Here is a 19,336-nt window from a genome sequence, read left to right as displayed (position 1 = left end):
AGGGGGTGAGGGCAGGCGCGTGCCTCGCGATATGGCGTGTTGGTCCGCAACGTCCAGCCCTCACCCTAACCCTCTCCCGCAAGCGGGAGAGGGGACCGGTTTGTGGTGATTAAGAAGGTAACGCCCTCGCCCACTCCAAAAATCCTCCTCCTCGCCATGCCCCAGGAAATCGAACTGAAACTCGCCGTCCCCGACGACGCCCTGGCCCCGCTGGCTGCCTGGCTCGACGCCAACGGCGCGCCGCAGGGCGAAGCCACGCTGCTCAACGTCTACCTCGACACGCCGGAACGCGACCTGGCGCAGGCGCGCGCCGCGCTGCGGTTGCGCCGCAAGGGCGAGCAATGGCTGCAGACACTGAAGACCGCCGGCAGCAGCCAGGGCGGCCTGGCCACCCGGCATGAATGGGAATCCGAAATCGCCGGCGAGGCCGTCGACCTGCAGCGATTCCCCGCCGAGGCGCAGGCCGTGCTCGCGCCACTGATCGGCCGGCTGGCGCCGGTGTTCCGCACCGACTTCGTCCGCCGCACCTGGCTGGTCACGCAGGACGGCGCGCGCATCGAGGCCGCGCTCGACACCGGCACCATCACCGCGCCGGCCGCCACCGCGCAGGAACCCATCCAGGAACTCGAACTGGAATGGCTCGACAGCGACGCCGCGCACGCGGCCGATGCCCTGCGCGCCTTTGCCGCGCGACTGACCACCATTGCCGCGCTGGCACCCTCGGACCTCAGCAAAGCCGCGCGCGGCTACCGCCTGGCGGGAATCGCCGAAGGCAAGGCCTCATAATCGCGGTTTTCCCGCCAAGCTTTCCTCACGCATGCAAGCCGATCTCTTCGCCGCCGAAGCCCCCCGCGCCCCCGGCGAACCGTCCCCTGCCGCAAGCCTGCAGGTCCAGGCCGACGCCCTGCCCGCCGCCTGGCGCACATTGATGGACCCGTGCATCCGCGTGCCGGCGTGGCAGGAACTGGCCGCCTTTGTCGACGGCGAACGTGCCGCCGGCAAGCCGGTGTTCCCGCACCATGTCTTCCACGCGCTGCACCTGACCCCGCCCGACGCGGTCAAGGTGGTGATCCTGGGCCAGGACCCCTACCACGGCACCGGCACGGTCGGCGGCGTGGAGCTGCCGCAGGCGCACGGACTGGCGTTCTCGGTGCCGGAAGGCATCAAGGTGCCGCCCAGCCTGCGCAACATCTTCAAGGAAATCGCCGCCGAGTTCGGCGCCAACGGCAACGGCGCGCCGCGCACCTCCGGCAACCTGGAAGGCTGGGCGCGCCAGGGCGTGCTGCTGCTCAATACCGTTCTGACGGTGGAACAGGGCCAGGCCGCCAGCCACGCGCGGCGCGGCTGGGAAGCCGTCACCGATTGCCTGATCCAGAACCTCGCCGCCAGCCGCCCGAATCTTGTGTTCATGCTGTGGGGCAGCCACGCGCAGGCCAAGAAGCCGCTGCTGGGCGCCGGCCACTGCGTGCTGGAAGCGCCGCATCCGTCGCCGCTGTCGGCACACCGGGGCTTCCTGGGCTGCGGGCACTTCCGCGAAGCCAACCGCTGGCTGGAAGCAAACGGCCGCACGCCGGTCGACTGGACCGCCGCCTAGTCCATCAGATCGTCGGCCGGAACTCGAAGCCGCCAAACTCCCCTTCCCCAGGCCCGACCTCGACCAGGGTCACTTGCGCCGCCGGCGGGCCCTGTTCCATCCACGCCTGCAGGGCTTCGAGCTGCTTGACCGTGCCGTGCGCCATCACCTCGACGGTGCCGTCGATCCGGTTGCGCACCCAGCCGCCAAGCCCCAGATCGTCCGCCGCGTCGGCGCAGGCGGCGCGGTAGCCCACGCCCTGCACACGCCCATGCGCGACCAGGCGCCAGGTTTCCTTCTTCATGGCTTTTCCCTTTGAGCGCACGCCGGCAGCGTGCGCGATCTGTCATCCACACCAAGTAAACTAGACCGCCATGCCGGGCGTTACAAAGGGATGCGCGCCGCCCGGCGTGAAGCCGGCGGCATGCGGGCTTTGCCATTGTCCGCCGGGGCCGCGATCCAGGGCCGGGCCACAAGCCTTGCCATCCAAGCTCGATACAGCCCGAGAAGCGCCCATGATGCCACCCGCCGACCGCCGCGCGGCCCCGCCCGCCCCTGGCTTTGACAGCCAGCTGCTGCGCGCGCCGCCCAACCGCTTCGACCTCGCGCTGCTGCCGATCATCCTGGCCGTGATCGTGATGGTCGCGTTCGCCGCGCAGCAGATGAACGCCCCGTTCCAGCCCGACCAGCAGCTGGCGGTGCACCTGGACGTGGCCTACCTGCCCTACTACCTGATGCGCACCAGCATCCGCATGCTGGCGGCGCTGGCGGCGTCGCTGCTGTTCTCCCTGGCCTTCGCCGCGCTGGCATCCAAGAGCCGCACGGCGGAAAAGGTACTGGTGCCGGCGCTGGACATCCTGCAGTCGATACCCGTGCTGGGCTTCCTGTCGATCACCGTGACCGGCTTTATCGCCCTCTTTCCCGGCAATATCGCAGGGGTGGAATGCGCGGCGATCTTCGCCATCTTCACCTCGCAGGCGTGGAACATGGCGTTCAGCCTGTACCAGTCGTTCCGCACCATCCCGGGCGACTTGCTGGAAGCGGCGGCCATGTTCCGGCTGTCGCCGTGGCAGCGCTTCTGGCGGCTGGAAGTGCCGTTCGCCATGCCGGGGCTGCTGTGGAACATGATGATGTCGATGTCCGGCGGCTGGTTCTTCGTGGTGGCGTCCGAGGCGATTTCGGTATCCGGCCACGATATCCGCCTGCCCGGCATCGGCTCCTATATCGCGCTGGCGATCCAGCAGCAGGACCTGGCCGCGATCGGCTGGGCCATCCTGGCGATGCTGGTGGGCATCCTGCTGTACGACCAGCTGCTGTTCCGCCCGCTGGTGGCATGGGCCGACCGCTTCCGCTTCGAGACGCTGGCGCAGGACAAGCTGCCGCAGTCGTGGCTGCTGGACCTGCTGCGCCGCTCGGCCTGGGTAGGCGCCCTGCTGGCGCAGACGGCGGCACTGGCCGGGCGCACGCTGGCGTGGGGCGCGCGCCGCGGGCAGGCCCCGGCGCAGCCGGATAATCCGCGGCGCGCGCTGTGGCTCGGCCGGCTGCGCGACGCCGTGATCGTGCTGGTGGCACTGGCCGCGTTGCTGCGCGTGGGCTACTTCGTGCACAGTGAAGTGGGCTGGGCCGAGGTCGGCCAGGTGCTGTGGCTCGGCACGACTACGATGCTGCGCGTGGTCGTGTTGATCGCGCTGGCGGCGCTGGTGTGGGTGCCGATCGGCATCCGCATCGGCCTGAACCCGGAGCTGGCGCGCATCGCCCAGCCGATTGCGCAGTTCCTGGCCGCTTTCCCGGCCAACCTGATGTTCCCGCTGGCGGTGATGCTGATCGTGCGCTTCGGGCTGAACCCGGAGATCTGGCTGAGCCCGCTGCTGATCTTCGGCACGCAGTGGTACATCCTGTTCAACGTGGTCGCGGGGGCATCGGGCATTCCCACCGAACTGAAGCTCGCCGCGCGCAACTTCGGCCTGCGTGGCTGGCTGCTGTGGAAGCGCTTCCTGATCCCCGCGGTCTTCCCGAGCCTGCTGACCGGGCTGGTGACGGCCGCCGGCGGCTCATGGAACGCCAGCATCGTGTCCGAATACGTGACCTGGGGCGACCGCACCATCGTCGCCACCGGGCTGGGCAGCTATATCGCCGAGACCACCGCGCGCGGCGACTTCCCGCGCATTGCGCTGGGCATCGGCGTGATGGCGCTGTTCGTGGTCGGCTTCAACCGGCTGCTGTGGAACCGCCTGTATCAACTCGCGCAAGAGCGCACCCGCTTGTAAGGCAACGATGGCAGAGAACATTGCATCCACCGCCGCCCCCGCCGTGATCGAGCTGCGCGGCGTCGGCAAGATCTTCCGCACCGCCAGCCAGAGCGACCGCGCCGTGCTCGAAGACGTGGACCTGACGCTGCGCGAGGGCGAGATCGTCGCCATGCTGGGCAAGTCCGGCTCGGGCAAGTCCACGCTGTTGCGCATCATGGCCGGGCTGGTCGGCGCCGACCGCGGCGAGGTGGACTTTCGCGGCGAACGGCTGGCCGGCACTGCCGAGGGCATCGCCATGGTGTTCCAGTCGTTCGCGCTGTTCCCGTGGCTGACGGTGCAGCAGAACGTTGAGCTGGGGCTCGAAGCCCAGGGCGTGCCCAGGGCCGAGCGCGAGCGCCGTGCCGAGGCCGCGATCGACATGATCGGGCTGGCCGGCTTCAACAGCGCGCTGCCGCGCGAGCTGTCGGGCGGCATGCGCCAGCGCGTGGGCATTGCGCGCGCGCTGGTGACCGAGCCGGACCTGCTGCTGATGGACGAAGCCTTCTCGGCCCTGGACGTGCTGACCGGCGAGACCCTGCGCGACGAGATGCTGGCGCTGTGGGAAAGCGGCCGCGCCAATATCAGGAGCATCCTGATCGTCTCGCACAATATCGAAGAGGCGGTGATGATGGCCGACCGCATCGTGATCCTGTCGAGCGACCCGGGCCGCATCCGCGCCGAGGTGCCAGTGGCACTGCCGCGTCCGCGCAACCGCGACAGCGCGCAGGTGCGCGCGCTGGTCGACGAGATCTACGCGCTGATGACCGCCCCCGCAGCCGAAGCGCGCCTGCCCGCGCAAGCGCCCGCGCGCCAGATCGCCTACCGGCTGCCGGACGCCGACATCAGCCAGATGGAAGCCATCCTCGACCTGCTGTGCGAGGCGCCCTTCAACTGCCGCGCCGACCTGCCCCACCTGGCCGACGAAGCCGGCCTCACCGACGACGAACTGCTGCCTGCGTGCGAAGCGCTGCAGCTAGTGCAACTGGTGTCGATCGAGCGCGGCGACATCGCCGCCACCGAGGCCGGCCGCGCGTGGTACGCCGCCGGGCCGCAGCAACGCAAGGTGATGTTCGGCCAGCAGTTGCTGGGCAACGTCGCACTGGCCGCGCATATCCGCCGCGAACTGGTGGCCAGCGAGGCCGGCGAGATCCGCGAGGAACAGGTGCTGCACGAACTGGAGCAGTTCCTGAAGCCCGCCGAGGCCGAGCGCGTGCTCAGCGTGGCGATCGGCTGGGGGCGCTACGGCGAGATCTACGAGTACCGCTACAACAGCGGCATGCTGACACTGCCCGAGGAAGAGCTGCCCGAGGTGCCGTAAGCCACCAGGCTCAGACGCGCGCGCGCATGGCGCGCCCGATGGCCCCCGTGCGCAGCGCGATCTTGGCCGCATCCTCGCGCAACGCGCGTAGGCGGCGGTCCAGCACCGCATTGGCCGGACGGCCGGTGGAGCTGGCGGAGGGACCAGCCTCATGGCTGGATTCGCCGGCGGCGGCCGCGTGCACCAGCACGTCGGTGCGGCGCTTGTCGGCCGAATCGGCCAGGCGGGCGCGGCGTTCGGCGACGGCATCCTCGGCGGCCTCGGCGACTTCGGCGCTGACGGTGGCCGCCACTGGTTCGGCACCGGCGACAGCTTCAGCGGGGGTTTCGTCCGCCTTGTCCGCGGCGGCAGGCGCTGCCTCCTTGCGTTCCACCGGCGTTTTCCCGCTGCGGATAAATCCCGCTCCACGGCCGCCGCCCCGCTCATCGGCATGCAGCCGCTCGCTGGCCATCTGCAGGCTGTGGCTGGCGGCCTCGGTGGCCTGCTCGATCGCGGCTTCCGCGGCCGGAATATCGAGCTCGTCATAATGCTGGCGCACCTGGATGCGCGCCGCCGCCACGTGCGCCGCCACCAGGTAGTTCTGCACGATAAAGCGGTTCAGGTTGTCCACCGCGCGGTGCCGGCTCTTGGGCTCGTCCAGCATGCGCTGGAACGACGAGATCAGCGCCGACAGGTTGTCCATGAACTGCTTGCGCTGCACGCGGTAGGCAAAGTCATCCTTGGTCCGGCGCAGCAGCAGGTCGCGCGTGGCGCCGATATAGCGGCGGTTGGCCTGCAGCACGCCTTCCACCAGCTTGGGGATGGCGCGGTATTCCCAGCTCGGCAGCACAAAGCTGAACAGCGACGCGATGATGCCGCCGATCACGGTATCCACCAGCCGCTCGCCAGCCACGGTGGGACTCCCCGGCATCAGCAGGTGGATCTGGATCAGCACCTGGATGCAGGCGGCAATCGCGGTATAGCGGTACTTGATGGTCACGAACGCGGCGCTGGCCACCAGCGACAGGAACAGCACGCCCAGCAGGATCAGCGGCTGGTGCACCACCTTCAGGATCGCGACCGAGACCACGCAGCCGATCAGCGTGCCGATCAGGCGGTCGTTGTAGCGCTGCTTGGTCATGCTGAAGTTGGGCTTCAGGATGACGATGATGGTCAGCAGGATCCAGTAGCTGTGCGACACATAGGGCAGGTGCTCGGCAATCCACAGCCCCAGCGACACCGCCATCGAGATCCGCAGCGAGAAGCGGAACGCCGGCGAACTCCACTTCAGGTTGTCGCGCAGCACGCTGAACTCATACTTCTGGCGCGTCAGGAACGGCGTCATGTCCGAGCCGGGCAGCACCCTGGCCGGCTCCACCGGCGTGCGCGACGCTTCGTGCAGCTGGCCGACCAGCGTGATCGCGCCGCGCATCATGTCGAGCGTTTCAGCCAGCGCCGTCATCGCCGCCGGGTTGATATGGTGGTGGCGAAATTGCTCGATCTCGGCCTCGACCGCGCGCAGGCCCTGGCGGTATTCCACCGTGGCGTACGAAGCGCGGCCGCGCGTGACCTCGTAGGCGATCTCTTCCACGTCCTTGCACATCTGCAGCACCAGACCGCGCAGGTGGTCCAGCACCGGCGTGCCGGCAAAGGTCTGGCGCAGCAGCGGATAGTCGGTGTTGGTCGACAGGATGTACTCGTACAGATCGAGCATGCGCATGTGCACCTGCACCAGCAGCCCGTCGTGCGGGGTGCGGTTGCCGCGCAGCACCAGGTCGCGCGCGGCCTGCTGGCGCTCGGCCACCACGATCTGCTGGCGCACCAGCTGGTTGAACTGGCCCTCGTAGTCGTTGCCGGCGTCGTAGAAGCCGGCCTTGATCTCGAGATAGCCCGCCAGCTCATACAACGATTCGGCCAGCACCTGCTGCTTGGTGCGGCGCTCGGTGATCCAGCTCACCAGCATCGCATAGCCCAGATAAGCGACCGCGCCGATGCTGAACAGCGCCGCGTGCTCCAGCGCGCGCCGCACCAGGAAGTCTTCATTGATCGTGAGCGTCATCACAAACAGCGCCGCGAACTGCAGCGGCAGCGTCTTGTTGCCATACACCGTCATCATGCCGGCCAGGAACGTCACCAGCACCAGCAGGAACGGCATCACGCGCGGGAACGGCGTGGCCAGCGCCACCACCAGCGTGACCACGCTGCACAGCAGCACGCTGGCCAGCATCTCGTTGAACTTGTGGTTCAGCGGACTGGGCAGGTCCATCAGGCTGGTGCACAGTGCCCCCATCGACACCACCATCGCGGTGGGCAGGTCGCTGAAGTGCAGCGCGATCAGCGTGGCGCCGATCACCCCGGTGGCCGAGCGCAGCCCCCGGTAGACGTAGTGCGAATACAGGAAGGTGCGGGGATCGTGCGCGTATTGCATGCAGCGGGGACGATGGCGTGCGGTGGCGGGTGTGGCGGCGGAAGACTAATTCACTGGCCCAGCCAGCGCGAGCGCGCCGCGTGCCGTCCGCTCTCGAGCTTCACCTTGAACTGCGCCGCAGGCTCACGCGCCAGCGTCACCGGCCGCGCCTGCAGCTCGTCGCGGCGGAAGGCGTGCAGCTCGATGCGGTCGCCGGTGCGGTAGCGCGCCAGCAGCTTGTCGAGCTGGCCGGGCGCGACGCGCAGGCCGTCGAGGGCCACCAGCAGGTCGCCCGCGGACAGGCCCGCGGCCTGCGCCGCGCCGCCGTCCAGCACCTGGGTGACGCGCACCCAGCCGTCCTCGGTCTTGACCTTGATGCCCAGCGCCGCGGTGCGCGCCGGCTTCTGCGCCTCGGCCTTGAGGCCGAACGCCTTGAACAGCGCCGGCAGCGGCAGCTCGCCGGTGCCTTCGGTCAGCGAGCGCAGCAGCGGCCCCATGCGCAGGCCGGTGACTTCATCGAACAGTGCATGGACCTCGGCCTCGGTCACGCCGCGCTGCACCGCGCCCGGCGCATAGAAGCCGCGGCCGTAGCGGCGCCACAGCGCGCGCATGACATCGTCCAGCGAGCGTCGCCCGCGGGTCTTGTCGCGGATGGTCAGGTCCAGCGCCAGCGCCACCAGCGAACCCTTGGTGTAGTAGCTGACGATGGCGTTGGGGGCGTTCTCATCCTGGCGGTAGTACTTGGTCCAGGCATCGAAGGAGCTTTCCGCCACGCTCTGCTTGGTGCGGCCGCTGCCGCGCAGCACGCCGTTCCAGGTCTTGGCCAGCATCTCGATGTACTGCGCATCGGTGATGCAGCCCGAGCGCACCAGCACCAGGTCGTCGTAGTAGCTGGTGAAGCCCTCGAACAGCCACAGCAGCGGGGTATGGGTTTCCTCCGCCAGCCGGTATGGCACGAACGCGGCCGGCTTGATGCGCTTGACGTTCCAGGTGTGGAAATACTCGTGGCTGCACAGCCCGAGGAAGGTGCGGTAGCCCTCGCTGGTATCGCTGTCGCCGCGCACCGGCAGGTCATTGCGCGCGCAAATCAGCGCGGTGCTGGCGCGGTGTTCCAGGCCGCCGTAGCCGTCGGTGGTGACCATCGTCATGAAGACGTAGCGGCGGTTGCTGTCCAGGAACGGCGCCTGCGCGGTCTTGGGCTCGAACAGCCGGATCTGCGCTTCGCAGATGCGCTTCAGGTCGCGGCACACGCGCTCGAGGTCGAGCTGCGGCACGCGGCCGGTGAAGACCACGTCGTGCTGCGCGCCGCAGGCGCGGAAGCTGGCCAGCTGGAAGGTGCCCATCTCGACCGGATGGTCGACCAGTTCATCGTAGTCGGTCACCTGGTAGCGGCCGAAGCCGTAGCGCTTGGCGCCTGCGCGGCCCGGCGCTTCGCGCATGGCGGTGGCCACGCGCCAGCCGCGATAGGCCTCGCCCGCGGGCGCATGGATATCGACGGTGCATGGCTGCTCGGCCTGCCCGTCCACGCACAGGAACACCGAGCTGCCGTTGAAGAAGCCGTGGGTGGTGTCCAGGTGCGCCGCGCGCACCGACAGGTCCCAGGCGTAGACCTCATAGCTGAGCGTCAGCGGGCCGTCGGCCAGGCTGACCGGCGCGGCCTGCCAGCGCTGCTTGTCGAGCTTGGTCAGCCTGACCTCGCGCCCGCCCGCATCGGCGCGGATGCGCACGATATTGCGCGCGAAGTCCCGGATCATGTAGCTGCCCGGGATCCAGGCCGGCAGCGAGAAACACTGGCCGGCGGGATCGGGCTCGCTCACGGTGACGGTGACGGCAAACAGGTGCGCTTCAGGCTGAAGCGGGGCGATGGCGTAGCGGATCGGCGTCATGGGCAGGATTGTAACGTCGGCGCTAGGACACGGAGGCAGCGCCGACGCGGTGGTGCATCAGGGCGACGGTGCGCGATCAGCCGCGATTCACATCCACCACCACGCGCCCGCGCATGCCGCCTTCCATGATCTTGCGGCCCGCCTCGATCGCATCGCCCAGGCCGATTTCACGCGTCAGCGCATTGAGCCGGTCCGGCTCCAGGTCGCTGGCGAGCCGCTGCCAGGCCTGCTCGCGCAGCGGCATCGCCGCCATCACGCTGTCGATGCCGTGCAAGGTGATGCCGCGCAGGATGAACGGCGCCACCGACCCCGGGAAGTCCAGGCCCTGCGCCAGCCCGCACGCCGTCACCACCCCGCCGTAGCGCACCTGGGCGCAGGCATTGACCAGCGTGTGCGAGCCAACCGAGTCGACCACCGCGGCCCAGCGCTCCTTTTGCAGCGGCTTGCCGGGCACGCCCAATTCGGCGCGGTCGATCACGTCATCGGCGCCCAGCGCCTTCAGGAAATCCGCTTCCCTGGTCTTGCCAGTCGAGGCCACCACCTTGTAGCCGAGCTTGCTCAGCAGCGAGATCGCCACCGTCCCCACTCCGCCCGAGGCGCCGGTCACCAGCACCTCGCCATCGCCGGGGCGCACCGGGCCGTTGACGCCGCCGCGCTCCAGCGCCAGCACCGACAGCATCGCGGTATAGCCCGCGGTGCCGATCGCCATGGCCTGGCGCGTGGTGAAGGCGTCGGGCAGGCGCACTAGCCAGTCGCCCTTCAGGCGCGCGCGCTGCGCCAGGCAGCCCCAATGCGTCTCGCCCACGCCGTAGCCATTGAGCACCACCTTGTCGCCAGCCTTCCAGCGCGGGTGCGCGGACTCCAGCACCGTGCCGGCGCCGTCGATGCCCGCCACCATCGGCCACTTGCGCACCACCGGCGAGCGGCCCGTGATCGCCAGCCCGTCCTTGAAGTTGATGGTGGAGTAGTCGACGGCAACCAGCACGTCGCCGTCGGCGGGCAGCTGCGCGTCGTCGAGCGTGGCGATATTGGCCTGGGTGGCGCCGTCGGCCTGGGTCAGCAGCAATGCCTGGAAGGTCATGGTGTCTCCTTTGTCGCCTGGCGGCGATCGCATGGAATCAGGGGAAAGGCAGAAAGCAGAACGGCCGGACAAGTCCGGCCGTCGATCGGGCCGGTGCAGGTCCGGCGCGCGCTTATTTCTTGATGCTGGCGAGCTTGCGTTCCAGCGTGGCGACGTCCGCCGCGCCGGGGATGCGGGTGCCGTCGGTGAAGAACACCGCCGGCGTGCCGGTCACGTTCATGCTGTGGCCCAATGCCAGATTCTCTTCCAGCGGGGTCTTGCAGCTGCCGTTGCCGGTCAGCGCCACCTGCTTGAGCATCCAGTCGCGCCAAGCCTTGGTGCGGTCAGACGCGCACCAGACCTGCTTGGCCTTGGCTTCAGAATCCGGTGACAGCACCGGGTACAGGAAGGTGTACACGGTGATGTTGTCCATTTGCTGGAAGGTCTGCTCGATGCGCTTGCAGTAGCCGCAGTTGGGGTCGGAGAACACCGCCACCTGGCGGCTGCCATCGCCCTTGGTCCACTTGATCGCGCGCGCCAGCGGCAGGTCCGACCACTTGATGCGGTTGATCTCTGCCAGCCGCTCTTCGGTCAGGTTGGCGCCGGTGCGGGTGTCGATCATCTCGCCGTTCAGGATGTAGCGGCCCGAGGCGTCGGTGTAGACCACCTGCCCGCCGATATTGGCCTCGAACAGGCCCGGCACCGGGGTCTTGCTCACGCTCTTCACTTCAGCACGGCCGCCCACCATCTTCTGCAGCGACTCCTTGATGCGGTCGGTGCCGGGCTCGCCCGCGGCCATGGCGTGCAGCGCGAAGCCCGCCGCGGCCAGCCCGCCGGCGATGGCGGTGATCGCGGCGCTCATGGCGGGGCGGCGGCGCAGGAATGGGAACATGTGGACTCCAGAGTATTCGGTGATGGGATCGGAAAGTGGTTCGGCCGCGGTCAGCCGAGCGCGCGCCCGATCAGGAAGCGCTTGAGCAAGGACTGGCCGCCGACCGCGCGCATGCCGGTGTTACGCACCACGCGCGCGACGCCGCCTGGCAACGAGAACAACCGGTGCAGCCCGTCGGTGGCCGCGGTCAGCGCAAGCAAATCGGTGGCGCGGGCGCGCTCGTAGCGGCGCAGCAAGCGCAGGTCGCCCTCGCTGCGGAAAGGTTCTTTGTCGGCCATCACGCGGCCAAGTTCCGCGACGTCGCGCAGGCCCAGGTTCATGCCCTGGCCTGCCAGCGGATGCAACACGTGGGCGGCGTCGCCCACCAGCGCCACGTGCGGCTGCACGAAGTGGTCGGCACGCTGCAGCACCAGCGGGAAGCCCTGCGCCGGGGTCACGCAGCGCAGCGCGCCGAACTGCGCGCCGACCGCGCCGCTGGCGCCCTGCATCACGGTGGCGGCCAGCGCCTCGGGCGACAGCGCCAGCAGTTCGCGCGCGTGGGCTTCGTCGGCGGCCCAGACCATCGACACATGGTTGTCCGGCAGCGGCAGCAGCGCCAGCACTTCGCCGTTGGCGGGTTCCTCGTCGGCCATCAGCTTTTCGGGCGCGCCCAGGAACCACTGCCACGCGGTTTCCTGGTGCGGGCGCTCGCAGGCGAAATTGGCGACCACGCCCAGCTGGCGGTACTTGCGCGTGCTGACGCCGATATGGCATTGCTGGCGCAGCCAGGAGCGCGCGCCGTCGGCACCGACCACGCAGGCCGTGCGCAGCTTCTCGCCATTGCCCAGGGTCAGCGTGACGCCGTCCGGATCGCGCTCGAACGCGCTCGCCGTGGCGTCGTGCCAGGTCACCTGATGCTGGAAGCCCAGCGCCGTGTCAAGTGCGCGCTCGACGTGGCTGGATTCGATGATCCACGCCAGCTGCGGCACCGCGGCCGCGTAGGCCGAGAAATGCAGGTCCCCGTCCAGGCTGGGCGAAGTCTCGGCCGCGCTGACATCGCCGAACACGCGCATGTCGCGCACCGGCTGGATCCGCGCCGGGTCCAGCGCCTCCCACACCCGCATGCGCTCCAGCAGCGCCTGCGAGCTGGCCGAGAAGGCGTAGATGCGGCTGTCCCAGTCATCCGGCCCGGCCGCCGTGCGCCCGCTGGCGCGGGGCGGCCTGGGCGCGACCAGCGCCACGTCCATGCCCTGCTGGGCCAGCAGCAGCGCACAGGACTTGCCGACGATGCCGCCGCCGACGACAGCAACCTGGAAAGCGGAGGAGTTGCGCGCAGACGGGCGCGCGGACGCGTGGGATCGGGTCATGGCTGGATTATAGCCACGTCACTCCTGGCCCTGCCCCCACGCCGGCTCAACCCGGCCGATGGCGAGGCCCCATCCGCTAGAATACGGGTTTTGCAATTTCCCGCCTTCTACCATGAGCCTCCAATGCGGCATCGTCGGCCTGCCCAACGTCGGCAAGTCCACGCTGTTCAATGCCCTGACCAAGGCCGGCATCGCCGCCGAAAATTACCCGTTCTGCACCATCGAACCCAATGTGGGCGTGGTCGAAGTGCCGGATCCGAGGCTCGCCAAGCTGGCGGAGATCGTCAAGCCGGAGCGCGTGCTGCCGGCCGTGGTCGAGTTCGTCGATATCGCCGGCCTGGTGGCGGGCGCCTCCAAGGGTGAAGGCCTGGGCAACCAGTTCCTGGCCAATATCCGCGAATGTGACGCCATCACCCACGTGGTGCGCTGCTTCGAGGACGATAACGTGATCCACGTGGCCGGCAAGGTGGACCCGCTGTCGGACATCGAAGTGATCAACACCGAACTCGCGCTGGCCGACCTGGCCACCGTCGAGAAGGCGCTGGCCCGCTACATCAAGCCGGCCCGCGCCGGCGACAAGGAAGCCCTGCGCCTGGTCGCCGTGCTGGAAAAGGCGCAAGCCGTGCTGGACCAGGCCAAGGCCGTGCGCACCCTGGACCTGGCTCCCGAAGAGTGGGAAGCCATCCGCCCGTTCTGCCTGATCACCGCCAAGCCGACCATGTACGTCGCCAACGTGCGTGAAGACGGCTTCGAGAACAACCCGCACCTGGACGCCGTGCGCGAGCACGCCAAGCTGACCGATTCCCCCGTGGTGTCCGTCTGCGCCGCCATCGAGGCTGAGATCGCCGACCTGGACGACGCCGACAAGGCCGAATTCCTGGCCGACCTGGGCATGGAAGAACCCGGCCTGGACCGTGTGATCCGTGCCGGCTTCAAGCTGCTCGGCCTGCAGACCTACTTCACCGCCGGCGTCAAGGAAGTGCGCGCCTGGACCATCCACGTCGGCGACACCGCCCCCAAGGCAGCCGGCGTGATCCACACCGACTTCGAACGCGGCTTTATCCGCGCGCAGACCATCGCCTATGAAGACTTCATCAGCTTCAAGGGTGAGACCGGCGCGAAGGAAGCCGGCAAGATGCGGGCGGAAGGCAAGGAGTATGTGGTGAAGGATGGGGATGTGATGAACTTCCTGTTCAACGTCTGACCGGCAGACGTCATGAAAAAGCCACCGCATGCGGTGGCTTTTTTTCTTTGGGCCGGACGATATCACTTTCGCCTCACAACCTCTCCATCCCCTTCCCCCTCAACCCCACCAGCAGCGCCTGCCCGTCCGCCCCCACGCGGAACTCCCCATACTGCGCCTGCGCAAACCGCTCGCCCTGCCCCTCCTGGAAGAAATACGCATCGGTCGACACCTGCACCTGCGTGCCGCCCCAGCGCGAGCGGGCGACCTGGTAGCGCAGCAGTTGCTCCCCTGCCGCCAGCGGCTCGCCGCCGTGTACGCGCACGAAGCTGGCCACGCCCTGTTCATTGCGGCGGATCACGGCCACGCCGTCGCGGGGTGGCCGGTCGTCCTGCGTCTGAGCGGTGCGGATCTGGTTGCCGATGTCAAAGTTCAGCGCCATGTAGTCGCCCTGCATCAGCGAGCGCGGGTCGACCGGGGCGAGCTTGAGGTAGACGGTATCGCCGCGCGCCAGCAGGCGCTCCTTGCCGGCGATGCCGGCGGCGGCGAGTGCCAGCGTCAGCGTCAGGGCCCAGGCAATCAGGATCCAGCGTTTCATGCGGCCTCCTTGCCGGTGCGGGTGCGCAGCAGCCAGTAGCGGCCGGCCAGCAACAGTGCGCCGGCCGCGGCGAGCGTGGCGGACTTGGCCAGCAGGGTCCAGTGCAGCGCGCTGTAGTACCAGATAAAGCCGACAGCGATGCTGGCGATGCCCAGGCCCAGCCACGGCATCGACGCGCGGCGCAACGCCAGGCCGAGCGCGAGAACTCCTGCCACGACCGCGGGCGCGGCCGCCATCAGCGCGCCGAAGGCCGCCACGCCGGCAAGGACGGCGCCCTGCATGGCGGGGCTGAGTGCCAGGCGGCGGCATTCGGCGAGCGCAAACCCGGCCAGTACCACTGTGGCCAGCCCACCCGCGACCCAGTGCGCCAGCGGGATGCGTCCGGCTTCCGGGCCGCCCAGCCAGGCCAGCGGATGGCTCATGCCGGTGACGACCAGTGCGACGGCCAGCGTGAACAGCAGCGTCGCGTCGGCCATCGGTTCCAGCAGCGTGTGGCGGCCGGCCGCGCACAGCCGTGCTTCGGCCAGCGTGAAACCCGTCACCAGCGCGCAGCCGAGCGGCACCAGCCAGCCGAGGGACCACGTCAGCAACAGCCAGTCCTCCGGCTCGCTGCCGGCCAGGACGAGATGCACGGCGCCTGCCAGCCCGATCCATGCGCCCACCGCGCACAGCAGCCGGTGCAGCCGGTTGGGGACCAGCAAGGCGAGCGCGGCCTCGAACAGGGCCAGTCCGGCCCAGAAGCCCGCGCTCTCGGTGACGCGCGTGAAGCCCAGGGCCTCGGCCAGCCCGAACACGGCCATGCCCTGTCCGCTCAGGCTCACGGCCAGCGCGAACTGCCCCGCGGCAATGCCGCCGCCACGCCAGTACAGCAGCGCGGCCAGTGCGATCATGGCCAGGCCGGTCACCGCCATGGCGATGCCGTTCTCGCGCGCGGCGACGAAGACCGTGCCGACCAGGAAGAGCTGGAAGAACAAGGCACCGAGCCAGCCCGCCGCGCCCATCAGGCAGCGCACGGCCCAGGGGGTGTGGGTATGGTCGGGCCGCTCGCCCTGTACCTCGCCGCGTGCGGCGAGGTCCTGCCAGAGCCGTTGCCCGGTCTGCAGTTCGGTCGTCATGCCTGCTCCAGTTGGCCGCGCCAGGCACGCATCAGCCAGGCGGCCGCGCCGGCGGCAAGGCCGATGGTCACCAGCCCAAGCAGCAGGAAGGCGCCGAAATCGTCCTTGCCCTCGAACAGCACCTTGGCGATCGCGGCCACCGCCAGCACGATGCCGGTCAGGCAGGCCAGGCTCAGCACCACGATGTCGAAGTCGCGCTGGCGGAACCACCAGACCAGGGCGGCCAGTACCACCAAGGACAGCGCAAATGCAGCACCGTCGAAGTGGCTATCCAGCAGGCTGGCCAGCCCGAGCGAGCCGGCGTGCACGCAGGCCAGCGCGGCCAGCATGCGGCTGCCGGTCTGCCCGCGGAAGCCCAGCGTCGGCGCCCGGGCGCACAGCAGCTGCCACAGCACCAGTTGCAGCACCACCGCGCCCAGCAGCGCCAGCGTGGCGGTGCGCATATGGCGCGTATCGAACAGTAGCGCGAACACGCCTTCGACACCGAAGCGGATGCTGAAATAGCGCAGCAACGCCACGTTGCCGACCACGATCACCAGCCACCAGTGCGGTGCGGCGCGCGCCGCCAGCGCCCAGGGCACCGCCAGCAACGCCCATAGCGCAAACAGCTGCCAGGCGTCGGCGCCGGTCTGGTAGGTCTGCCCGATCACCGCGAGCAGCACGCCGGCGACGACCTGCGCGCCGCCCAGCGCGGCCCGGCCCGCGGTGTCGCCAGCCGGGCGCAGCCAGGCAAAGGCGGCGAGCAGCGTGAGCGCGCCGGCCAGCAGGCCGAACTTGGAAAACTTGTGGAGATCCTGCCAGTTGAAGGCGAAGAACACGATCACGCCCGCGCACAGCAGCGCGGTGCCCAGCGCCATCAGCGCCGTGTCCAGCCAGCGGCGCCAGTCGGTGGCGACGGGCTCGGTGCGCGCCCACGGCGCAGGGACGCCGGCCGCGTCCAGGCGCCCCAATGCACGCCAGTCGGCCAGTGCCCGGCGGATGGCGCGCCGTTCGCCGGTGGCTACGGTGGGTGTGCCTTGCATGTAAGTGTCCTTACGTGCTGAGATGACGGGGACTTTAGCAAAGCGGCGCGGGGGCCGCACCTGTTCCGTGGGAGGGGGTGGTGCGGTCGCGCTCTGATCTATGCCCGGCGTGCGCGGGCCGGTATGCTGTGGTTTTCTCGTCCTGCGCCCGCTCCATGACTCTCGGAATCCTTGCCGCCATCCATGATGAAGTCGATGGCCTGGTGGCCGCCATGCGCCATGACGACAGCCGCGCCACGGTGCGCACCATCGGCATGCGCGACTACTATGCCGGCCAGCTGTTCGGGCAGCCGTGCGTGCTGGTGCTGGCGCGCATGGGCAAGGTGGCGGCGGCGGCGACCACGGTCACGCTGATCCGCGAGTTCGGCGCGACGCAGATCGTCTTCACCGGGCTGGCCGGGGGCATCGGCGCCGGCACCAATGTCGGCGACATCGTCATCGCCGACAGCACCATCCAGCATGACCTCGACGCACGTCCGTTCTTCGGCCGCCATGAAGTGCCGCTGCTGGACCGTGCCGAGTTCCCGACCGACCCGGCGCTGACCGCCGAGCTGGAAGCCGCCGCGCGCGAATTTCTGCAGCTGGACCTGCCTGCCGAGGTGCCGCGCGAGGTGCTGGAACGATTCGGCGTGGCCGCGCCGGCGCTGCACCACGGAATGATCGCCAGCGGCGACCAGTTCATCGGCTCACCGGCGGCGGTGACGGAGTTGCGTGAGCGGCTGCCCGGATTGCTGGCGGTGGAAATGGAAGGCGCCGCGGTGGCGCAGGTCTGCCACGAATACGGCGTGCCGTATGCCGTGATGCGGACCATTTCGGACCGGGCCGACGATAGCGCCCATGTGGACTTCGCGGCATTCCTGAAGGATGTGGCCAGTCATTATTCCAGCGGCGTGCTGCGCCGGCTGCTGGCGGGAAGAGCCAAGGCCGACACTGCCGAAACGCCGGTCCGCTTCTGATCGCGATCAAGCGGCGAGCGGATTCCCGCCGCCGCAGTCAGTTCTGCTCTTACCGCCCGCGCGGCCGCACCGCGCCCCAGGCCCCCACCAGCAGCGCCGAGCCGGCGATCACCGCCAGCCAGCTGCTGAGCTGCCCATCGACGAACAGATGCAAGGCCCGGCCGCCGTAGAAAGCGCCCGCCGCACCCGCCGCACCCAGCACCAGCGCGGCCGGCAGGGTCACCACGCGCCCTGCCGGATGCAGCCGGCGCGCCGCCAGCCCCACCAGCAAACCCACGATCAAGGTGCCCAGCATCCGCTTCTCCTGTGTTGTCAGCATCACAGCCGCAAGGGCTGCGGCGTAACGATACTGCAATCCGGGGCCGCTGCCATGCCCCCGCCCGGCCCCGGATGGCGCCGCGCCTGCAATTAGCGATCCCGGCGGTATAATGGCATCCGGTCCGGCCACGCGCCTGACCGTACCAGTCCCCTACAAATGCAACTGCTCGCGATCGGCATCAATCACACAACGGCACCCGTCTCGCTGCGCGAGCGGGTGGCGTTTCCGCTCGAGCAGATCAAGCCCGCGCTGGGTGCGCTGCGCTCCCACCTGTCGGGGCGCAGCGGCACCGAAGCCGCCATCCTGTCCACCTGCAACCGCACCGAGATCTACTGCGCGACCGACGTCCTGACGCCGGGCACGGATGGTTTCGAGCACACCCTGCGCTGGCTGTCGCAGCACCACAACGTGCCCGCCGGCGAACTGGCGCCGCACCTGTACGCGCTGCCGCAGTCCGAAGCCGTGCGCCATGCCTTCCGCGTGGCCAGCGGCCTGGATTCGATGGTGCTGGGCGAGACCCAGATCCTGGGCCAGCTCAAGGACGCCGTGCGCACCGCCGGCGAAGCCGGCTCGCTGGGCACGTACCTGAACCAGCTGTTCCAGCGCACCTTCGCGGTGGCCAAGGAAGTGCGCGGCCAGACCGAGATCGGCGCGCATTCAGTGTCGATGGCCGCGGCCGCGGTGCGGCTGGCGCAGCGGATCTTTGAAAGCGTCTCGACCCAGCGCGTGCTGTTTATCGGCGCGGGCGAGATGATCGAACTGTGCGCCACGCACTTCGCCGCGCAGCAGCCGCGCCAGATCGTGGTGGCCAACCGCACCGTGGAACGCGGCGAAAAGCTCGCCGAGCAGCTCTCCGGCCAGGGCCTGACCGCCAACGCGATCCGCCTGACGGACCTGGGCGAGCGCCTGCATGAATTCGATATCGTGGTGTCCTGCACCGCCAGCTCGCTGCCGATCATCGGCCTGGGCGCGGTGGAGCGCGCGGTCAAGCGCCGCAAGCACCGCCCGATCATGATGGTCGACCTGGCCGTGCCGCGCGACGTCGAGCCCGAAGTCGCGCGCCTGGACGACGTCTTCCTGTACACCGTCGACGATCTCGGCGCGATCGTGCGTGAAGGCAACGCGATGCGCCAGGCTGCGGTGGCGCAGGCCGAGGCCATCATCGAAAGCCGGGTGCAGAACTTCATGCACTGGCTGGAAACCCGCAGCGTGGTGCCGGTCATCCGCGAACTGCAGACCAGCGGCGAAGCCATCCGCCAGGCTGAACTGGAACGCGCGCGCCGCATGCTGGCACGCGGCGACGACCCCGAAGCCGTGCTGGAGGCCCTCTCCGGCGCGCTGACCCGCAAGTTCCTGCACGGCCCCACCCGCGCGCTGAACCACACCCAGGGCGA

At 69.2% G+C, this 19,336-nt stretch carries 17 protein-coding genes; 7 read left to right on the top strand and 10 right to left on the bottom strand.

The window, feature by feature from the left end; genetic code table 11:
- Positions 1–156 precede the first annotated feature (156 nt).
- Together CF68_RS14125 and CF68_RS14120 are read left to right on the top strand one after the other, a co-directional pair.
- Positions 157–786: a CYTH domain-containing protein gene (locus CF68_RS14125; protein ID WP_035819761.1), complete on the top strand. Its 630-nt coding sequence runs from the start codon at positions 157–159 to the stop codon at positions 784–786.
- Between the two features lie 31 nt (positions 787–817).
- Entirely contained in the window at positions 818–1,594 is a 777-nt protein-coding gene (locus CF68_RS14120) for a uracil-DNA glycosylase (protein WP_035819760.1), read from the top strand.
- 4 nt (positions 1,595–1,598) lie between these two features.
- Here the strand turns inward: CF68_RS14120 and CF68_RS14115 are convergent, their stop codons facing one another.
- A complete protein-coding gene (locus CF68_RS14115) occupies positions 1,599–1,877 on the bottom strand; it encodes an acylphosphatase (RefSeq protein WP_013958118.1) in 279 nt (92 codons plus the stop codon).
- Positions 1,878–2,088: 211 nt separating this feature from the next.
- Here CF68_RS14115 and CF68_RS14110 point away from each other — a divergent pair, with 211 nt between their 5' ends.
- Positions 2,089–3,840: an ABC transporter permease subunit gene (locus CF68_RS14110; RefSeq protein WP_200872561.1), complete on the top strand. Its 1,752-nt coding sequence runs from the start codon at positions 2,089–2,091 to the stop codon at positions 3,838–3,840.
- A 7-nt stretch (positions 3,841–3,847) separates the two neighbouring features.
- The gene (locus CF68_RS14105; RefSeq protein WP_035819758.1) at positions 3,848–5,179 is read left to right on the top strand and encodes a nitrate/sulfonate/bicarbonate ABC transporter ATP-binding protein; all 1,332 of its coding nucleotides are present in this window, start codon (positions 3,848–3,850) and stop codon (positions 5,177–5,179) included.
- Between the two features lie 10 nt (positions 5,180–5,189).
- On the opposite strand, the gene CF68_RS14100 is transcribed toward CF68_RS14105, so the two are convergent.
- The 5 genes from CF68_RS14100 to CF68_RS14080 form a co-directional block, all read right to left on the bottom strand.
- Entirely contained in the window at positions 5,190–7,586 is a 2,397-nt protein-coding gene (locus CF68_RS14100; protein WP_035819756.1) for an FUSC family protein, read from the bottom strand.
- 50 nt (positions 7,587–7,636) lie between these two features.
- On the bottom strand, positions 7,637–9,451 hold the full coding sequence (locus CF68_RS14095; RefSeq protein ID WP_035819755.1) for a M61 family metallopeptidase: 1,815 nt from the start codon (positions 9,449–9,451) through the stop codon (positions 7,637–7,639).
- A 76-nt stretch (positions 9,452–9,527) separates the two neighbouring features.
- Positions 9,528–10,532, bottom strand: a complete 1,005-nt coding sequence (locus tag CF68_RS14090; RefSeq protein WP_035819753.1) for an MDR family oxidoreductase — start codon at positions 10,530–10,532, stop codon at positions 9,528–9,530.
- A 112-nt stretch (positions 10,533–10,644) separates the two neighbouring features.
- Complete coding sequence (locus CF68_RS14085; protein ID WP_035819751.1) at positions 10,645–11,403, bottom strand: DsbC family protein; 759 nt, start codon at positions 11,401–11,403, stop codon at positions 10,645–10,647.
- Positions 11,404–11,453: 50 nt separating this feature from the next.
- Positions 11,454–12,749, bottom strand: coding sequence for a UbiH/UbiF family hydroxylase (locus CF68_RS14080; RefSeq protein ID WP_035819749.1), 1,296 nt, complete (start codon positions 12,747–12,749; stop codon positions 11,454–11,456).
- A 112-nt stretch (positions 12,750–12,861) separates the two neighbouring features.
- Between CF68_RS14080 and ychF the strand changes: the two genes are divergently transcribed.
- Positions 12,862–13,953 carry a redox-regulated ATPase YchF gene (gene ychF, locus CF68_RS14075; RefSeq protein ID WP_035819747.1) on the top strand — a complete coding sequence of 364 codons (1,092 nt, stop codon included), beginning with the start codon at positions 12,862–12,864 and terminating at the stop codon, positions 13,951–13,953.
- A gap of 73 nt (positions 13,954–14,026) precedes the next feature.
- Here the strand turns inward: ychF and CF68_RS14070 are convergent, their stop codons facing one another.
- The 3 genes from CF68_RS14070 to CF68_RS14060 are packed head-to-tail and all read right to left on the bottom strand — an operon-like array spanning position 14,027 to position 16,667.
- The gene (locus tag CF68_RS14070; protein WP_035819745.1) at positions 14,027–14,530 is read right to left on the bottom strand and encodes a GDYXXLXY domain-containing protein; all 504 of its coding nucleotides are present in this window, start codon (positions 14,528–14,530) and stop codon (positions 14,027–14,029) included.
- Positions 14,527–15,645 (bottom strand): DUF4401 domain-containing protein, encoded by a 1,119-nt coding sequence (locus CF68_RS14065; RefSeq protein WP_035819744.1) that lies wholly within the window; start codon positions 15,643–15,645, stop codon positions 14,527–14,529. The genes CF68_RS14070 and CF68_RS14065 overlap by 4 nt, the downstream gene beginning before the upstream one ends.
- Positions 15,642–16,667 (bottom strand): DUF2157 domain-containing protein, encoded by a 1,026-nt coding sequence (locus CF68_RS14060; RefSeq protein WP_035819742.1) that lies wholly within the window; start codon positions 16,665–16,667, stop codon positions 15,642–15,644. The genes CF68_RS14065 and CF68_RS14060 overlap by 4 nt, the downstream gene beginning before the upstream one ends.
- A gap of 155 nt (positions 16,668–16,822) precedes the next feature.
- Between CF68_RS14060 and CF68_RS14055 the strand changes: the two genes are divergently transcribed.
- Entirely contained in the window at positions 16,823–17,623 is an 801-nt protein-coding gene (locus CF68_RS14055) for a 5'-methylthioadenosine/adenosylhomocysteine nucleosidase (RefSeq protein ID WP_035819740.1), read from the top strand.
- Between the two features lie 49 nt (positions 17,624–17,672).
- Here the strand turns inward: CF68_RS14055 and CF68_RS14050 are convergent, their stop codons facing one another.
- A complete protein-coding gene (locus tag CF68_RS14050; RefSeq protein WP_035819739.1) occupies positions 17,673–17,918 on the bottom strand; it encodes a hypothetical protein in 246 nt (81 codons plus the stop codon).
- 180 nt (positions 17,919–18,098) lie between these two features.
- Between CF68_RS14050 and hemA the strand changes: the two genes are divergently transcribed.
- Positions 18,099–19,336 (top strand): glutamyl-tRNA reductase (gene hemA / locus CF68_RS14045; protein WP_035819737.1); only part of this gene is annotated, 1,238 nt, incomplete at its 3' end.

This window comes from Cupriavidus sp. SK-4 (genome assembly GCF_000611125.1).
Taxonomy (GTDB): Bacteria; Pseudomonadota; Gammaproteobacteria; order Burkholderiales; family Burkholderiaceae; genus Cupriavidus; species Cupriavidus necator.
Note: the sequence above shows the minus strand (reverse complement) of the source record. Positions and strands in the feature narration are given on the sequence as shown.